The sequence below is a fragment of the Streptomyces sp. NPDC088194 genome, from assembly GCF_040702025.1.
GTDB lineage: Bacteria > Actinomycetota > Actinomycetes > Streptomycetales > Streptomycetaceae > Actinacidiphila.
The window spans coordinates 1-15310 of sequence record NZ_JBFBIV010000054.1 but is presented as its reverse complement, the minus strand read 5'-3'; the positions used below and the strand labels follow the sequence as shown (position 1 = coordinate 15310).

At 72.2% G+C, this 15310-nt stretch carries 14 protein-coding genes, 1 tRNA gene and 2 pseudogenes; 6 read left to right on the top strand and 11 right to left on the bottom strand.

Annotated elements, in window-relative coordinates; genetic code table 11:
- Window positions 1-205 precede the first annotated feature (205 nt).
- Genes AB0399_RS26530 through AB0399_RS26520 form a run of 3 tightly spaced genes read left to right on the top strand, consistent with a single transcriptional unit; the run spans window position 206 to window position 5788 of the window.
- Window positions 206-1924 carry a HAMP domain-containing sensor histidine kinase gene (locus tag AB0399_RS26530; RefSeq protein ID WP_366413072.1) on the top strand — a complete coding sequence of 573 codons (1719 nt, stop codon included), beginning with the start codon at window positions 206-208 and terminating at the stop codon, window positions 1922-1924.
- Between the two features lie 55 nt (window positions 1925-1979).
- Complete coding sequence (locus AB0399_RS26525; protein WP_366413048.1) at window positions 1980-3446, top strand: bifunctional glycosyltransferase family 2/GtrA family protein; 1467 nt, start codon at window positions 1980-1982, stop codon at window positions 3444-3446.
- A complete protein-coding gene (locus AB0399_RS26520; protein WP_366413047.1) occupies window positions 3443-5788 on the top strand; it encodes a glycosyltransferase family 39 protein in 2346 nt (781 codons plus the stop codon). The genes AB0399_RS26525 and AB0399_RS26520 overlap by 4 nt, the downstream gene beginning before the upstream one ends.
- Window positions 5789-5882: 94 nt before the next feature.
- Here the strand turns inward: AB0399_RS26520 and AB0399_RS26515 are convergent, their stop codons facing one another.
- The 3 genes and pseudogenes from AB0399_RS26515 to AB0399_RS26505 all read right to left on the bottom strand — a co-directional run bounded on the left by AB0399_RS26515 (window position 5883) and on the right by AB0399_RS26505 (window position 9371).
- Window positions 5883-6344, bottom strand: coding sequence for a PPOX class F420-dependent oxidoreductase (locus tag AB0399_RS26515; protein ID WP_329367218.1), 462 nt, complete (start codon window positions 6342-6344; stop codon window positions 5883-5885).
- A gap of 276 nt (window positions 6345-6620) precedes the next feature.
- Window positions 6621-8135 (bottom strand): annotated as a pseudogene (locus AB0399_RS26510) (MDR family MFS transporter); the annotation flags it as partial.
- 297 nt (window positions 8136-8432) lie between these two features.
- Window positions 8433-9371: an aldo/keto reductase gene (locus AB0399_RS26505; protein ID WP_366413046.1), complete on the bottom strand. Its 939-nt coding sequence runs from the start codon at window positions 9369-9371 to the stop codon at window positions 8433-8435.
- Between the two features lie 60 nt (window positions 9372-9431).
- On the opposite strand from AB0399_RS26505, the gene AB0399_RS26500 reads away from it, so the two are divergent.
- A complete protein-coding gene (locus tag AB0399_RS26500; protein ID WP_328466387.1) occupies window positions 9432-9629 on the top strand; it encodes a hypothetical protein in 198 nt (65 codons plus the stop codon).
- Between the two features lie 128 nt (window positions 9630-9757).
- Here AB0399_RS26500 and AB0399_RS26495 read toward each other — a convergent pair whose 3' ends face one another.
- The 4 genes from AB0399_RS26495 to AB0399_RS26480 form a co-directional block, all read right to left on the bottom strand.
- Window positions 9758-10618: an RNA polymerase sigma factor SigF gene (locus AB0399_RS26495; RefSeq protein WP_328466385.1), complete on the bottom strand. Its 861-nt coding sequence runs from the start codon at window positions 10616-10618 to the stop codon at window positions 9758-9760.
- Window positions 10619-10785: 167 nt separating this feature from the next.
- Window positions 10786-11622 carry an RNA polymerase sigma factor SigF gene (locus AB0399_RS26490; RefSeq protein WP_366413045.1) on the bottom strand — a complete coding sequence of 279 codons (837 nt, stop codon included), beginning with the start codon at window positions 11620-11622 and terminating at the stop codon, window positions 10786-10788.
- Between the two features lie 216 nt (window positions 11623-11838).
- Window positions 11839-12132: a Dabb family protein gene (locus AB0399_RS26485; RefSeq protein WP_329367225.1), complete on the bottom strand. Its 294-nt coding sequence runs from the start codon at window positions 12130-12132 to the stop codon at window positions 11839-11841.
- Between the two features lie 28 nt (window positions 12133-12160).
- Window positions 12161-12325, bottom strand: coding sequence for a hypothetical protein (locus AB0399_RS26480; RefSeq protein ID WP_329367226.1), 165 nt, complete (start codon window positions 12323-12325; stop codon window positions 12161-12163).
- 217 nt (window positions 12326-12542) lie between these two features.
- On the opposite strand from AB0399_RS26480, the pseudogene AB0399_RS26475 reads away from it, so the two are divergent.
- Window positions 12543-12683, top strand: a pseudogene (locus tag AB0399_RS26475) (sigma-70 family RNA polymerase sigma factor); the annotation flags it as partial.
- 90 nt (window positions 12684-12773) lie between these two features.
- Here the strand turns inward: AB0399_RS26475 and AB0399_RS26470 are convergent.
- The 4 genes from AB0399_RS26470 to AB0399_RS26455 form a co-directional block, all read right to left on the bottom strand.
- Window positions 12774-12863: transfer RNA gene (locus AB0399_RS26470), tRNA-Ser, on the bottom strand.
- 31 nt (window positions 12864-12894) lie between these two features.
- Window positions 12895-13329 (bottom strand): nucleoside deaminase, encoded by a 435-nt coding sequence (locus AB0399_RS26465; RefSeq protein WP_366413044.1) that lies wholly within the window; start codon window positions 13327-13329, stop codon window positions 12895-12897.
- A gap of 50 nt (window positions 13330-13379) precedes the next feature.
- Complete coding sequence (locus AB0399_RS26460) at window positions 13380-13931, bottom strand: hypothetical protein (RefSeq protein WP_366413043.1); 552 nt, start codon at window positions 13929-13931, stop codon at window positions 13380-13382.
- Between the two features lie 299 nt (window positions 13932-14230).
- The gene (locus AB0399_RS26455; RefSeq protein WP_328466375.1) at window positions 14231-14446 is read right to left on the bottom strand and encodes a hypothetical protein; all 216 of its coding nucleotides are present in this window, start codon (window positions 14444-14446) and stop codon (window positions 14231-14233) included.
- A gap of 139 nt (window positions 14447-14585) precedes the next feature.
- Here AB0399_RS26455 and upp point away from each other — a divergent pair, with 139 nt between their 5' ends.
- Window positions 14586-15221 (top strand): uracil phosphoribosyltransferase, encoded by a 636-nt coding sequence (upp, locus tag AB0399_RS26450; RefSeq protein WP_366413042.1) that lies wholly within the window; start codon window positions 14586-14588, stop codon window positions 15219-15221.
- Window positions 15222-15310: the final 89 nt, after the last annotated feature.

Genomic DNA, 15310 nt, shown 5'->3' with positions numbered 1-15310 from the left:
CCACGCGGACGGCCCGGCCCCGCAGGCCGGACCGGGCCCCGGCGCGGGGCCTGGCACGGGCCCCGGCGCGACCCCCGGCCCCGGCGCGACCCCCGGCACCGGCTCGACCCCCGGCACCGGCTCGACCCGCGCCCCCGGTGCGACGGCGCCCCCCCGCCCGCGCGGCCGGCCGCACCGCGGGCGCTGGGCGCCGCGCCGCTGGTCCCTGCGCCGCCGCCTGGTCGCCTCCTGCGTCGCGCTGGTCGCGGTGGTCTGCGCGGTGATCGGCGCGGTCACGATATTCGCGCTGCACGACTTCCTGTACGGGCAGCTGGACGCCAAGGTGCACGACACGGCGGTGCGCGCCGACGGCCCGCGCCCCGACCAGGCCACCCCCGGCCAGAGCGCCCCCGGCGACCGGGGCGCGCTGGGGCCGACCGGCCACGGCAGGGCCACCGACATGCCCCGCAGCATCCCCTTCGTCTTCCTCGCCGGCGGTGGCCAGCCGGGCGAGACGGTCGCCGCGACCGTCAGCTCCACCGGCACCGTCACCGAGGCCGCGGTCAGCGCCACCAGCCCCAGCACCGGCCAGCTCGTCGCCGACGACCTCACCGCGAAGCAGGCCGCGGCCTTCGCCGGCGTGCCGCACGACGGCAAGCCGCACAACGTGACCGTCCCCGGCCTCGGGGACTACCGGGTCGAGTCGGCCGCGCCCGCCGACGACGGCAGCACCATCCTGGTCGGCCTGAGCACCGCGGGCACCGAGGACACCCTGTCCACCCTCCTGTGGGTGGAGGTCTCGGTCGCCGCCGCCGGGCTCGTCGCGGCCGGGCTGGCCGGCGCCGCGCTGATGCGGATCGCCCTGCAACCCCTGCGCCGGGTCGCCGCCACGGCCACCCGGGTCGCCGAACTGCCGCTGCACCGCGGTGAGGTGGCCCCGCTGAGCCGGGTGCCGGATTCGGACACCGACCCGCGCACCGAGTTCGGCCAGGTCGGCGCCGCCCTCAACCGGATGCTCGGGCACGTCGGTTCCGCGCTGCACGCCCGCCAGGAGAGCGAGACCCGGGTCCGGCGCTTCGTCGCCGACGCCAGCCACGAACTGCGCACCCCGCTCGCCTCCATCCGCGGCTACGCCGAGCTGACCCGACGCGGCCAGGAGCCGGTCGGGCCCGACACCCGGCACGCGCTCGGCCGGATCGAGTCCGAGGCGGCCCGGATGACCACGCTCGTCGAGGACCTGCTGCTGCTGGCCCGGCTCGACGCGGGCCGCCCGGTCGACCGGACCGAGACCGACCTGTCCCCGCTGGTGGTGGACGCGGTCAGCGACGCCCGCGCGGCCGGCCGCGACCACGACTGGCGGCTGGAACTGCCCGACGAGCCCGCGACCGTGCACGGCGACGCGCCGCGCCTTCAGCAGGTGCTCACCAACCTCCTCGCCAACGCCCGCACCCACACCCCGCCCGGCACGACCATCACCGCGCGGGTGCTGCGCCGCCCGTCCGATGTCGTGCTCCAGGTCCAGGACGACGGCCCCGGCATCCCGCCCGAACTGCGCCGGCACGTCTTCGAGCGGTTCGCCCGCGGCGATGCCTCCCGCTCCCGCTCGGCGGGCAGCACGGGACTGGGCCTGGCCATCGTGCACTCGGTGGTCGCCGCGCACGGCGGCACCGTGGAGGTCGCGTCCGTCCCGGGCCGTACGGTCTTCACCGTCACGCTGCCCGCCACCGAGGTGCCCGCGAAAGGCGGAGCGCCGGGAGTGGGCGGGCCGGAAGCGGGCGGGCCGGGTTCAGATGCGCCGGGATCAGCTGTACCCGGTACGGCCGCACCCGGTCCGGCCGTGTCCGCGCCCCCCGCAGCGGCCGCGCGGGGTGCCGTCGGGCCGCCCGCGCGCGCCTCACGGGTGACGCATGGCACGCACATCCCACCCGCACCAACAGACTCATAGGTGCTGCTCAGCCTCGACACATCACCATGACAGGACCGTTGTCGAGGCTCGTGGCATGCGAACCACTCTCGGCAATCTGCCCGCCCGTCGGCACCTGCCGGTCACGGCCGCAGTACATCCGTCCGGCGCCGCGACCCACCCGACCACCGGCGCACCACGCGTGCCCCCCGTGCCCGTCGCGCCCGTGCTCGACGTCGTCGTCCCCGTCTACAACGAGGAGGCCGGCCTCGGCCCCGGCGTGCGCCGGCTGCACGCGCACCTCGTCGACACGTTCCCGTACCCGTTCCGGATCACCATCGCCGACAACGCCAGCACCGACCGGACCCCCGCGATCGCCGCGCGGCTCGCCGCCGAGCTGCCCGAGGTCGAGTCGTTCCGGCTGGAGCAGAAGGGGCGCGGGCTGGCGCTGCGCACCGTGTGGACCGCCTCGGACGCGCCGGTGCTGGCGTACATGGACGTGGACCTGTCCACCGACCTCAACGCCCTGCTGCCGCTGGTCGCCCCGCTGATCTCCGGCCACTCCGACCTCGCGATCGGCTCGCGCCTCGCGCAGTCCTCGCGGGTGGTGCGCGGCGCCAAGCGGGAGTTCATCTCCCGTGCCTACAACCTGATCCTGCGTGGCTCGCTCGCCGCGCACTTCTCCGACGCGCAGTGCGGCTTCAAGGCGATCCGCGCGGACGTCGCGCAGCGCCTGCTGCCGATGGTGGAGGACGCCGGCTGGTTCTTCGACACGGAGATGCTGGTGCTCGCCGAACGCGCCGGGCTGCGCATCCACGAGGTGCCGGTGGACTGGATCGACGACCCGAACAGCAGCGTGGACCTGGTGCGGACCGCCACCGCCGACCTGCGCGGCGTCTGGCGGGTCGGCCGGGCGCTGGCCACCGGGCGGCTCGCGCTCGACCGGCTGCGCAGGCCGTTCGGGGAGGACCCGCGCGACCGCGAACTGCCGGGCGTGCCGCCCGGGTTGGCCCGCCAGCTGGTCGGGTTCTGCGCGATCGGCGTGCTGAGCACGGTCGTCTACCTCGCGCTGTACTTCCTCTTCCGCGGCGCGATGGACTCCCAACTCGCCAACGCGCTGGCCCTGTTGCTGTCCGCGCTCGGCAACACCGCCGCCAACCGGCGGCTCACCTTCGGGGTGCGCGGCCCGGCCCGGGCGGTCCGCCACCAGGCCCAGGGGCTGGTGGTGTTCGCCATCGGCCTCGCGCTGACCAGCGGTTCGCTCGCCGCCCTGCACACCGCGGCGCCGCACCCCGCGCACCACACCGAACTCGCCGTCCTGGTCGCGGCGAACCTCGCCGCCACGGTGCTGCGCTTCCTGCTCTTCCGCGCCTGGCTCTTCCCCGACCGCACCGACCAGTACGGCCGCGACGCCGGCACCGCCCCCGAGGGCCGTGCCGTCGTGGCCGCCCCCGGCGACCACGAGGGACGAGCCGACCGTGCCGACCGTGCCGACCGTGCCGGCCAGGCGGACTTCGACGACTTCGACGACCGCGACGACCACGACCTGAGGAGCGCCCGATGACCTCCCCGAGCGACGCACACGCGCTGGACGGCGTGGCCGGCCTGCCCGGCCCCGCACCCGGTCCTGTCGCCGCCCCCGGCGGCCCGCCCCACGCCATCGACGGCCCCCCGTCCGACGGTCAGGCCGCCGACAGTTCGGTCACCGCGCGGTCGGCCCGCTCCACCCGGCGCCTGCTGCACCGCACCTGGCGCGGCCGCCCGGAGGACCCGACCTGGGCCCGCCCGGCCTTCCTCGCCCTGCTGGCCGCCACCCTGGTGCTCTACCTCTACGACCTGGGCGCCTCCGGATACGCCAACTCCTTCTACTCCGCCGCCGTCCAGGCGGGCAGCCAGAGCTGGAAGGCGTTCTTCTTCGGCTCCTCCGACGCGGCGAACTCGATCACCGTCGACAAGCCCCCCGCCGCGCTGTGGCCGATGGGCCTGTCGGTACGGCTGTTCGGCCTCGGCTCGTGGCAGATCCTCGTGCCCGAGGCGCTGATGGGCGTGGCCACCGTCGGCGTCCTGTACGCGGCGGTACGGCGGCGGTTCGGGCCGGGCGCGGGCCTGACCGCGGGCGCGGTGCTCGCGCTCACCCCGGTCGCCGCGCTGATGTTCCGCTTCAACAACCCTGACGCGCTGCTGGCGTTGCTCATGGTCACGGCGATCTACCTCGTGCTGCGCGCCATCGAGGACGCCCGTACCAAGTGGCTGCTGCTGGCCGGCGCCGTCTTCGGTTTCGCGTTCCTCACCAAGACCCTCCAGGCGTGGCTGATCCTGCCGCCGCTCGCCGTGGTCTACGCGGTCTGCGCGCCCACCCCGCTGCGCCGCCGCCTGCTCCAACTGCTGTACGCCGGCGGTGCGATGGTGCTCGCGGGCGGCTGGTGGGTGGCGATCGTCGAGCTGTGGCCGAAGTCCTCGCGGCCGTACATCGGAGGCTCCCAGGACAACAGCTTCCTGTCGCTGACCTTCGGGTACAACGGCTTCGGCCGGATCACCGGCGACGAGACCGGCAGTGTCGGCGGCGGCGGGGGAGGCGGCGTCGGCAACGGCGGCGGCATGTGGGGCGCGACCGGGATCGGCCGGCTCTTCAACTCCGAGATGGGCGGGCAGATCTCCTGGCTGCTGCCGGCCGCGTTCGTGATGCTGATCGCGGGGGTGTGGATCACCCGGAAGGCCCGCCGCACCTCGGCGACCCGGGCGGCGTTCCTGGTCTGGGGCGGCGCGCTGCTGATGACCTTCGCGACGTTCAGCTACATGTCCGGCATCTTCCACCAGTACTACAACATCGCGCTCGCGCCGTACATCGCGGCGCTGGTCGGGATGGGCGCCTCCCTGCTGTGGCAGCGGCGGACCCACATCGCGGCCGCCTCGGTCCTGGCGGTCACGGTCGCGGGCACGTCCGTGTGGGCGTACACCCTGCTGCACCGCAGCCCCGACTGGCACCCGTGGCTGCGTACCGCGCTGGTCGTGGCCGGAGCGGTGGCCGCGCTGGCGCTGCTCGCGGGCGCGCTCCCGGGGATGGCCACCGCGCGGGCCGGCGCCCGGCTGACGGTGCTGTCGGCCGTGGTCGGTATCGCCGCGGTCCTGGGCGGACCGGTGGCGTACACCCTCGACACCGTGAGCACCGGGCACCAGGGGTCCATCGTGACCGCGGGGCCCTCCGTGCAGGGCGGCATGGGCGGGTTCCCCGGCGGGGGCGGCGGCCGTGGCGGCATGGGCCGGATGGGCGGCACCCCGCCGACCGGCACGTTCCCCGGCGGCGGTACGGGCGGAACCGGCGGCACCGGCGGAACCGGCGGGTTCGGCCAGGGCCAGGCGCCCGGTCAGGGCCAGGCGCCCGGCCAGGGTCAGGGCCAGGGCGGCCAGGGCCAGGCGCCCGGCCAGGGCGGGTCCCAGGGCCAGTTGCCCGGGCAGGGCACGAACGGCTTCCCGGGCGGCACCACCGGTGAGTCCCGCTTCGGCGGCGGGAACGGCCGGGGCGGCGCAGGCGGCATGGGCGGCCTGCTCGACGGTGCCCAGGTCAGCTCCGCCGTGAAGTCCCTGCTGCTGAAGAACGCCGGCGACTACACCTGGGTCGCGGCCGCCATCGGCTCGCAGAACCAGGCGAGCTACCAACTGGCCACCCAGAAGCCGGTGATGTCCATCGGCGGCTTCAACGGCTCCGACCCGTCACCCACCCTCGCCCAGTTCGAGAAGTACGTGGCCCAGGGCCGTATCCACTACTTCATCGGCGGCGGCGGCATGGGCGGCGGCTCGATGGGCGGCAGCAACGCGTCCTCCGCCATCAGCTCGTGGGTCGAGTCCCACTTCACCGCCAAGACCGTGGGCAGCACGACCGTCTACGACCTCACGGCGCCGAAGTAGGACGCCCGCAAGCCCGAGCCCGCGGACCGGTCCAGCCGGTCCGCGGGCTCGCTGGTGTTCGCGCGCGTGTTCGTGCGCGTCCTCGTCCTCGTCCTCAGGCGAGGCGGGCCGGGAAGCCACCGGTCGCGATCGGCCCCCACCGCTCGGGGGTGACGCGGATGATGGACTTGCCCTGCCGGACCATGGCCTCGCGGTACTCCGCCCAGTCGGGGTGCTCGCCGGAGATGTTCCGGAAGTACTCCACCAGGGGTTCCACGGACTCGGGGATGTCCAGTACTTCGGCGCTGCCGTCGACCTGGACCCACGCGTCGCCGAAGGAGTCGGACAGCACGATCACGCTGACCCGGGGGTCGCGCTTGACGTTGCGGGCCTTGGCCCGCTCGGGGTAGGTCGAGATCACGATCCGCCCGGAGTCGTCCACCCCGCAGGTGAGTGGCGAGCCCTGCGGGCGGCCGTCCGCGCGGGTGGTGAGCAGGATGGCGTGGTGCCGCGGCCGGATGAACTCCAGCAGTTCGTCGAGGCCGACTTTGGTGGTGGTGGCGATGTTGGGAGCCATGACGGCACCTTACGTCGCCGCGTGGTGCGGTCCGTGAAGGAAGTGCGGGTCCCGGCGGCGGCCTCGGCCGTCCCCTGCTCCGGTCGCCGCCGGAACCCTGACCCGTGTCGTGCGTACCGGACCTCTCCGCTGCGGGTGCGGGCCGTACGACCGGGAGTTGTCGCCCCTGCCGGGGCGCTGTGCTGTGCGCTACCTGCTCGGTTACCCCGCCTGGCCGTCGCCCACCCGCGCCGGGGCCTCGGCGGTCTTCACGGCCTGCTGCAACCCGCTGCGGTCGCGCAGCGCCACCTCCTTGACGAAGACCACCAGCAGGAAGGCGATCAGCGCGAACGGGGCCGCGTACAGGAAGACGTCGCCGACGCCGTGGCCGTAGGCGCCCTCCACCACGCCGCGCACCGGCGCGGGCAGCTTGTCGACGTCGGGGATGCCGCCGGAGCCGTCGGCCCCGGTGGCCTTGATGTGCAGCGCGGCCAGGCCGGTGGAGGTGAAGTGGGTGACCCGGTTGCCGAGCACCGCGCCGAGCGCGGTGACGCCGATCGCGCCGCCCAGCGAGCGGAAGAAGGTGACCAGCGAACTGGCCGAGCCGAGGTCGGCCGCCGTCACCTGGTTCTGCACGGCGAGCACCAGGTTCTGCATCATCATGCCGATGCCCAGGCCCAGCAGCGCCATGTAGAGCGCCACTTCGGGATACGCGGTGTCGTGGCGGATCGTGCCGAGCAGGGCGCAGCCCGCGGTGACCAGCAGGCCGCCGGCGACCAGGAAGACCTTCCAGCGGCCGGTGCGGGTGATGATCCGGCCGCTGACCATCGAGGCCACGAACAGCCCGCCGATCAGCGGGATGGTCATCAGCCCGGACACGGTCGGGGTCTTGCCGCGGGCGAGTTGGAAGTACTGGCTGAGGAACACCGTGCCCGCGAACATCGCCACGCCGACGAAGAGGCTGGCGAAGGAGGTGAGGGTGATCGTCGCGCTGCGGAACAGCCGCAGCGGCACGATCGGCTGGGCGGCCCGGGTCTCGACGAAGATGAAGACCAGGCCGAGCAGCAGCGCGAGCGGCACCATCACATAGGTCTGGGTGGACATCCACGGGTAGTTCTGGCCGCCCAGCGAGACCCACACCATCAGCAGCGACACGGCGGCGGTGATGAAGAAGGCACCCGCCCAGTCGATCCGTACCTGCCGCTTGACCACCGGCAGGTGCAGCGTCTTCTGCAGGACCACCAGCGCGATGATCGCGAACGGCACCCCGACGTAGAAGCACCAGCGCCAGCCCAGCGCGGAGTCGACGATCACCCCGCCGACCAGCGGTCCGCCGACGGTGGCGACCGCGAAGGTGGCGCCGAGGTAGCCGCTGTACCGGCCGCGCTGCCGGGGCGAGATCATCGCCGCCATGATCACCTGGGTGAGCGCGGACAGCCCGCCCGCGCCGATGCCCTGCACCAGCCGGCAGGCGATCAGCATGCCCGGGCTGTTCGACAGCCCCGCGACCATCGACCCGGCCACGTAGATCACCAGCGCGAGCTGGATCAGCAGCTTCTTGCTGAACAGGTCGGAGAGCTTGCCCCAGATCGGCGTGGTCGCGGTGACCGCGAGCAGCGAGGCGGTGACCACCCAGGTGTACGCGCTCTGGCCGCCGCCGATGTCGGAGAGGATGCGCGGCAGGGCGTTGGAGACGATCGTCGACGACAGGATCGCCACGAACAGGCCGATCAGCAGACCGGACAGCGCCTCCATGATCTGGCGGTGCGACATGGGTGCGGACGTCTCGGCGGTCGGGGTGGGTGTCGCCATCGGCTCGGTTCGCCAGCCTTCCTCTTGGTTGCCTGAAGCAACCATAGGAGGAAATGGTTGTATGACACAAGTGCTGTGAGCCGACTGAGAGCAAGGTCACGACAGAGCAATCGCCCGCCCCCGTGGCGGGAGCGGGCGAACGCTGGTGCGGGAAGGGCGCGCGGGAAGGAGTGCGGGAAGAGAAGGCGCGCGGGAAGGGGTGCCTGGAGCGGCCGCCGTCAGAGGGTGGTCAGGACGAGGTGGCGGTCAGGACAGCACAGTGGTCAGGACGACGTGGCGGTCAGGACAGCACGGCGGTCAGGACGCCGCGGCGGTCAGCGCCGCCACCTCCGCGTCGGTGAGCTTCAGCTCGGCCACGGCGGTCAGCGCCGGCACCTGCTCGGCCGTACGCGCGCTGGCGATCGGCGCGACCACCGTCGGCTGCGCGGCCAGCCAGGCCAGCGCGACCGTGCCGACCTCGGCGTCGTGGGCGGCGGCGATCTCGTCCAGCGCGGCCAGCACCTTCGGGCCGCTCTCCGTGTCGAGGAAGCCCGCGGCGCGCTCGGCGCGGGCGCTGTAGACCTCGGTGGCGCCCGAGCGGTACTTGCCGGTGAGGAAGCCGGAGGCGAGCCCGTAGTAAGGGGCGGTGGACAGGCCGCGGGCCGCCACCAGGTCGGCCAGCGGGCCCTCGAACTCGTCGCGCTCGACCAGGTTGTACTTGGGCTGGATGATTTCGTACCGCGCCAGACCCTCGCGCTCGGAGAAGTCCAGCGAGGCGGCCAGCCGCTCGGCCGAGATGTTGGAGGCGCCGATCGCCCGGACCTTGCCCTCCCGCACGAGGGCGTCCAGCGCGGTGATGATCTCCTCGACCGGGACCTCGGGGTCGTCGCGGTGCGTGTAGTAGAGGTCGATGTGGTCGACGCCGAGCCGGCGCAGCGACGCCTCGGCGCCCCGCTTGATGGTGTCGGCCCGCAGCCCCTTGAAGTCCTGGTGGCTGCCGACCTTCGTGGCGATCACCACGTCGTCGCGGCGACCGCGGCGGGCCAGCCACGCACCGATGATGGTCTCCGACTCGCCACCGGAGTTGCCCGGCACCCAGGCCGAGTACACGTCCGCGGTGTCGATGAAGTCGCCGCCTTGCGCGGTGTACGCGTCGAGGACGGCGAAGGACTGCGCCTCGTCGGCCGTCCAGCCGAAGACATTGCCGCCGAGGGACAGGGGGAAGACGTCGAGCGCCGAGTTGCCGATACGTGCCATGTGCTGATGCAACAGCCGGGGGGTGCGGGTTATTCCGCCGACACGCTAGGGTCAGGCGGCATGTCGAACTCCTCGCCCAACCCTGACAACAACTACGACCCGGCCGGCAGCACCCAGATGTTCCGCGCCTTCGTCGACGAGCAGCCGCCCGCCGTGCAGGTGCAGCGTGCCCAGGGCCGCAGCCGCGCGGGCCTGATCATCGGTGTGATCGTGGTCCTGGTGGTGATCGTGGGAGTGGTCGCACTCGCCATGAAGTAGCGGCGGGTCCGCCGGACATCCGGCGACCACTCCCCCCTCCTACGCCTCGCATCCTCTGGTCGGCGTTCCTCCTCGCTCCCTGCGCGGACGACCTCGTGCCTCGGTCGGCCACTCCGGGAGCTCGCTCGTCACGCCTCAGCGGTCAGTCCCACCCGCAGCTGGGCCAAAGTCCGGGTCAGCAGCCGGGAGACGTGCATCTGGGAGATCCCGACCTCCTCGCCGATCTGCGACTGCGTCATGTTCGCGAAGAACCGCAGCATGATGATCTGGCGTTCGCGCGGCGGCAGTTGGGCCAGCAGCGGCTTCAGCGACTCGCGGTACTCGACGCCTTCGAGGGCGCTGTCCTCGTATCCCAGCCGGTCGGCCAGGGTGCCCTCGCCGCCGTCGTCCTCGGGCGGCGGGGAGTCCAGCGAGCTGGCGGTGTAGGCGTTGCCGACCGCGAGCCCGTCGACCACGTCCTCCTCGGAGACGCCGAGGCAGCCGGCCAGTTCGGCGACGGTCGGCGAGCGGTCCAGCTTCTGGGACAGCTCGTCGCTCGCCTTGGTCAGCGCCAGCCGCAGCTCCTGCAACCGGCGCGGGACCCGCACCGACCAGGACGTGTCGCGGAAGAACCGCTTCACCTCGCCGACGATGGTGGGCATCGCGAAGGTCGGGAACTCCACCCCGCGCTCGCAGTCGAACCGGTCGATCGCCTTGATCAGGCCGATCGTGCCGACCTGGACGATGTCCTCCATCGGTTCGTTGCGGCTGCGGAACCGGGCGGCGGCGTACCGCACCAACGGGAGGTTCAGCTCGATGAGCGTGTCACGGACGTAGGTGCGGTCCGGACTGTCGACCGGTAGCTCCGCCAGCCGCAGGAAGAGCGAACGGGACAGCGTGCGGGTGTCGATGGCATCGCTGCGCACCGTGTCGTGCACAGCGTCATGCGGTACGTCAGCGTCGGTTGCGTCGGTACGAAGCACCTTGGGACTGCCCAACTGTACGGACATGCCACCCCCTTGAGGTCGCGGACGGGCGTCGCGAGCGACGGTTGTTCCTCCACTGGAATACCGGAGGTCCGGCCGTCACAAACGCGCTATCCGCAGAATGTCACATGTCGGCAACACGCTGTAGCGTCATGTCGACTTATCTGTGCAGGTGGCTTAATCCCGTTGGGTTACGCTTCGAGCTGGTTTGCGGACCGCAGTCGAGCGAAGCTGCGGGAGAGCAGACGGGACACGTGCATCTGCGAAACCCCCAGCTCCGCACTGATCTGCGACTGCGTCAGGTTGCCGAAGTAGCGCAGCAGCAGGATGCGCCGTTCGCGTTCGGGGAGTTGCACCAGCAGATGCCGGACCAGGTCGCGGTGCTCGACGCCGTTGAGCGCCGGGTCCTCGTAGCCGAGCCGGTCCAGCAGCCCGGGGGCGCCGTCGCCCTCCTGGGCGGCCTCCAGCGAGGTGGCGTGATAGGCGCGGCCCGCCTCCAGGCAGGCCAGCACCTCCTCCTCGGACAGCCGAAGCCGCTCGGCGATCTCCGCGGTGGTCGGGGAGCGGCCGTGCAGCACCGTCAGGTCCTCGATGGCGCCGCTGACCTGCACCCACAGCTCGTGCAGCCGGCGCGGGACATGCACGGTGCGCACGTTGTCGCGGAAGTAGCGCTTGATCTCGCCGACCACGGTGGGCATCGCGAAGGTCGGGAACTGCACCCCGCGCTCCGGGTCGAACCGGTCGATCGCGTTGATCAGGCCGATCGTGCCGACCTGGACCACGTCCTCCATGGGCTCGTTGCGGCTGCGGAAGCGGGCGGCGGCGTACCGCACCAGCGGCAGGTTCACCTCGATCAGCGCGGCCCGCACCCTGCTGTGCTCGGGCGTGCCCGGCTCCAGGTCGACGATCTGCTCGAAGAGCACCTGGGTCAGCGCCCGCGCGTCGGCCGCGTTGCTGTTCGGCGTCCGCGTCCTGGCACGCGGATACGTCGTCGCTGACGTTGACGCCGTTCGGGCCGACACCGGCACACCACACCCCTTATCGGTCCACTCCAGCCTGCTGCGACTGCAGCATCCGGCGAACATCCGTCAAAACGTCGGGCAAAGCGGTCATAGCATCACAATTCATGTGTGCTTTGTGCAAGCACCGCATATTGCCGTGTTGTACGAACGGGCCGCGGGTGGACCGGCACGGCGAAGCCCCCCACCGTGGACGGCGAGGGGCTGCTGCGAATGGGTGTGCGATCAGATCTCGTAGTCGGCGACGACCCAGGTGGCGAAGCTCGACCATGGCGCGACCGCCGCCTTGTGCGCGGGGTGTTCGAGATAGCGCACCAGCGCGTCGGGGTCCGGGACGGAGGAGTTGATCGCGAAGTCGTAGGCGATCGGCCGGTCCGACACGTTCCAGCCGCACTCCCAGGAGGCCACCTCGGGTATCCGGTCGCCGAGTTCGGCGAACCCGCGAGCGCCCGCGGCCACCCTCTCCTCGTCCCGGCTGACGCCCTCGTTCAGCTTGAACAGCACCAGATGACGGATCATCGCCACTCCTCGCCTTGCCCCACGGCCGTCAGTTGGCCAGGTCGTGCATGAACTGCCCGATGCTCTTGGCAGCGTTCGAAATCCCGACGAACCCTACCTGCACGAGGTCGGCCGCCCGAGCCGGCTGGTCGATGATCGTATAGAGCACGAAGATCACCAGCACGATGGTGGCGATCTTCCTCGCCTGCGCCATGCTCCTTGGCCTCCCCAGCAGCGACTCGGCACCAGCGGTCACACGTGTGCAATCGCCGAATTCTATCCGCCGTACGGAGTAACCAGACGAGCGGACAGCATCATCATCCGCAAAAACGATGATGATTGCGAGGCTTTGACGGCCGAGCGGACGGGAGGGCCCGCGATGGCCGGACCCGCGGGAGCGGGGACCGGGGGAGAACGCGCGGGGCGGGGGCGTGGCGCTCACCAGGGCCGCGCGGCGCGGTGCGGTGACCGGGCCGGGGCTTTTGCCGGAACGGCGTCAGGTCGGCATGCGAGCCGTGGCGTTGGGCCTGCTGGGCCCCGGCCCCGACGTGGACGACGTGGTGCAGGGCGCGGCTGGGGCGGAGCGGCCACTTCGGGCACCTGGGGGAACACGGCGAACGGGACCGCCTCCACAGGGGAGGCGGTCCCGTTCGTCCAGCTCATGGCGGTAGCGGTGGGATTTGAACCCACGGAGGAGTTGCCCCCTCACACGCTTTCGAGGCGTGCTCCTTAGGCCGCTCGGACACGCTACCGAGAGAGAGCTTAGCCCACGGGGAGCCGTGGTCAGAAATCGTTTGGGCGGAAGAAGCGGGTGAGGAGGTTCGCGCTCGGGGCGGGCAGCACCTCGGCGATCACCTCGGGGCGGTGGTTGAGGCGGCGGTCGCGGACCAGGTCCCACAGGGAACCGGCCGCGCCCGCCTTCGGATCGGGGGCGCCGTAGACCACCCGCTCCAGCCGGGCCAGCACGATGGCGCCCGCGCACATGGTGCACGGCTCCAAGGTCACCACCAGGGTGCAGTCGGTCAGCCGCCACCGGCCCAGCGCGGCCGCCGCGCGGCGGACGGCGAGCACCTCGGCGTGGGCGGTCGGATCGCCGGTCGCCTCGCGCTCGTTGTGCGCACGGGACAGCACCGAGCCGTCGGGGGCCAGCACGACCGCGCCCACCGGTACGTCACCGGTGAGCGGGGCGTGCTCGGCCTCCGCCAGGGCGATCCGCATGGCGGGCGCCCAGGGGTCGCGCAGGACGTCGGGTTCGGCGCCGGTGTCGGTCAGCGGACGGCCTCCAGCACGTCGGCCGCCCCCAGCGCGTCGGCGATCTCGCCCAGGGCCTCGCCGGTCAGGGCGCCGTCCCCGCTCAACGCGAGCAGTTCGGCGGCGCTCATGCCCAGGTCGGCCAGCAGGTCGGTCTCGCCGAGCGGGCCGGTCGGCACATGGTCCTCGGAGGAGCCGACCACGGCGTCCTCGTCGGTGTCGTCGGTGTCGCCGTCCTCGGTGCCGTCGAGGTCGACAAGGTCGTCGAGGTCGTCCGCGTTCTCCGGGTCGCGGCCCAGCACCTCGTCGGTGAGCAGGATCTCTCCGTACGAGCTGCGGGCAGCGGCCGCCGCGTCTGACACATAGATTCTGGGGTCCTCTTCACCGTCGACGCGGATGACGCCGAACCAGGCGTCCTCCTGCTCGATGAAGACCAGAACCGTTTCCTCCTCGTCGCCGGCCGTACGAGCCAGGTCGCTCAGGTCGGCGAGGGTTTCCACATCGTCGAGATCGGGTTCGCTCGCTTGCCAACCGTCCTCGGTGCGCGCGAGCAGTGCGGCGAAGTACACCGTGACTCTCCCACAGGTCTCAGGCCGTCCGGACCGGGTGGGCCCACTTGCGGTTCATGAGGGTTCATGACGGTCCCACCCACTCGGCATCGTGGCAGAAACAAGGGCGTCGCGAAGGGTCTTCGACACCGCGACGTGCCAGGACTTGGTCACTTCTCGGGAAAAACGCGATCTTGGCGGACCCCCGACCGGCCGCAGCGGTCACCCGACCGCTCCACATGGTGACGTTGCGCACATCGAGCCGGCGGGCGCGGGGCGCCTCGGCGACGCCCGCGGACCACCCTCGGGCCACGCGCGGATCACCAGCGGAAGGTGCGCATCCGCATCTGCTGGCGCATCCGCGCCGCCCGGGCCCGCCGGGGCTGGACCCGGTCGCGCAGCTCCTTCGCCTCGTCCAGCTCGCGCAGGAACGCGGCCCGCTTGTGGCGCCGTTCCCGCTCCCGTTCGTGCTGGGCCTGCGGAACGGTCCGCTCACCGCGTGCGCCGCCGCTGCCGCGGCCCGTCGTGTCCGGCATGGGTGCCACCGTCCCCGCGTCTGTGTCGCGATTCCTCGGGAACCTTCCCCCGAAGGTGCGGTTTACCCGTGCCCGCGCACAGAGGGCGAGGGTGAGGAAGGCGGGGCGCCGGGCGGAGGGCGCCGGATACAGTCCTCCCATGCGTCTCCATGTTGTCGACCATCCGCTGGTCGCGCACAAGCTCACCGCGCTGCGCGACGAGCGCACCGACTCGCCCACCTTCCGCCGGCTCGCCGACGAACTCGTCACCCTGCTCGCTTACGAGGCGACCCGTGACGTGCGCACCGAACAGGTCGACATCGTCACTCCGGTCGCGCCCACCACCGGGGTGCGGCTGTCCCACCCCCGGCCCCTGGTGGTGCCGATCCTGCGCGCGGGGCTCGGCATGCTCGACGGCATGGTCCGGCTGCTGCCCACCGCGGAGGTCGGCTTCCTCGGCATGGTCCGCGACGAGGACACCCTCCAGGCCCAGACGTACGCCACCCGCCTGCCCGAGGACCTGTCCGGCCGTCAGGCGTACGTGGTCGACCCGATGCTGGCCACCGGCGGCACCCTGGTCGCCGCGATACGGCTGCTGATCGAGCGCGGGGCCGACGACGTCACCGCCCTCTGCCTGCTCGCCGCCCCCGAGGGCGTCGAACTGATGGAGCGTGAACTCGCGGGCAAGCCCGTCACCGTGGTCACCGCCGCGGTCGACGAGCGGCTCAACGACCAAGGGTTCATCGTCCCCGGCCTCGGCGACGCGGGCGACCGCCTCTACGGCACGATCGGTTAGGCCGTGTTTTGGAAGTAGCGCCGTCCGCCCAAAGGGCGGGGCCCGTGGCGTCTGGTGCGTGCGATCGCAAGGCGGAGGGTTGTCCTCGT

Coding starts and splice junctions, on each gene's coding strand:
- AB0399_RS26525 (WP_366413048.1), top strand. CDS start 1,980: ATGCGAACCACTCTCGGCAATCTGCCCGCCCGTCGGCACCTGCCGGTC.
- AB0399_RS26520 (WP_366413047.1), top strand. CDS start 3,443: ATGACCTCCCCGAGCGACGCACACGCGCTGGACGGCGTGGCCGGCCTG.
- AB0399_RS26515 (WP_329367218.1), bottom strand. CDS start 6,344: ATGGCTCCCAACATCGCCACCACCACCAAAGTCGGCCTCGACGAACTG.
- AB0399_RS26505 (WP_366413046.1), bottom strand. CDS start 9,371: ATGGCACGTATCGGCAACTCGGCGCTCGACGTCTTCCCCCTGTCCCTC.
- AB0399_RS26500 (WP_328466387.1), top strand. CDS start 9,432: ATGTCGAACTCCTCGCCCAACCCTGACAACAACTACGACCCGGCCGGC.
- AB0399_RS26495 (WP_328466385.1), bottom strand. CDS start 10,618: ATGTCCGTACAGTTGGGCAGTCCCAAGGTGCTTCGTACCGACGCAACC.
- AB0399_RS26485 (WP_329367225.1), bottom strand. CDS start 12,132: ATGATCCGTCATCTGGTGCTGTTCAAGCTGAACGAGGGCGTCAGCCGG.
- AB0399_RS26480 (WP_329367226.1), bottom strand. CDS start 12,325: ATGGCGCAGGCGAGGAAGATCGCCACCATCGTGCTGGTGATCTTCGTG.
- AB0399_RS26465 (WP_366413044.1), bottom strand. CDS start 13,329: ATGCGGATCGCCCTGGCGGAGGCCGAGCACGCCCCGCTCACCGGTGAC.
- AB0399_RS26455 (WP_328466375.1), bottom strand. CDS start 14,446: ATGCCGGACACGACGGGCCGCGGCAGCGGCGGCGCACGCGGTGAGCGG.
- upp (WP_366413042.1), top strand. CDS start 14,586: ATGCGTCTCCATGTTGTCGACCATCCGCTGGTCGCGCACAAGCTCACC.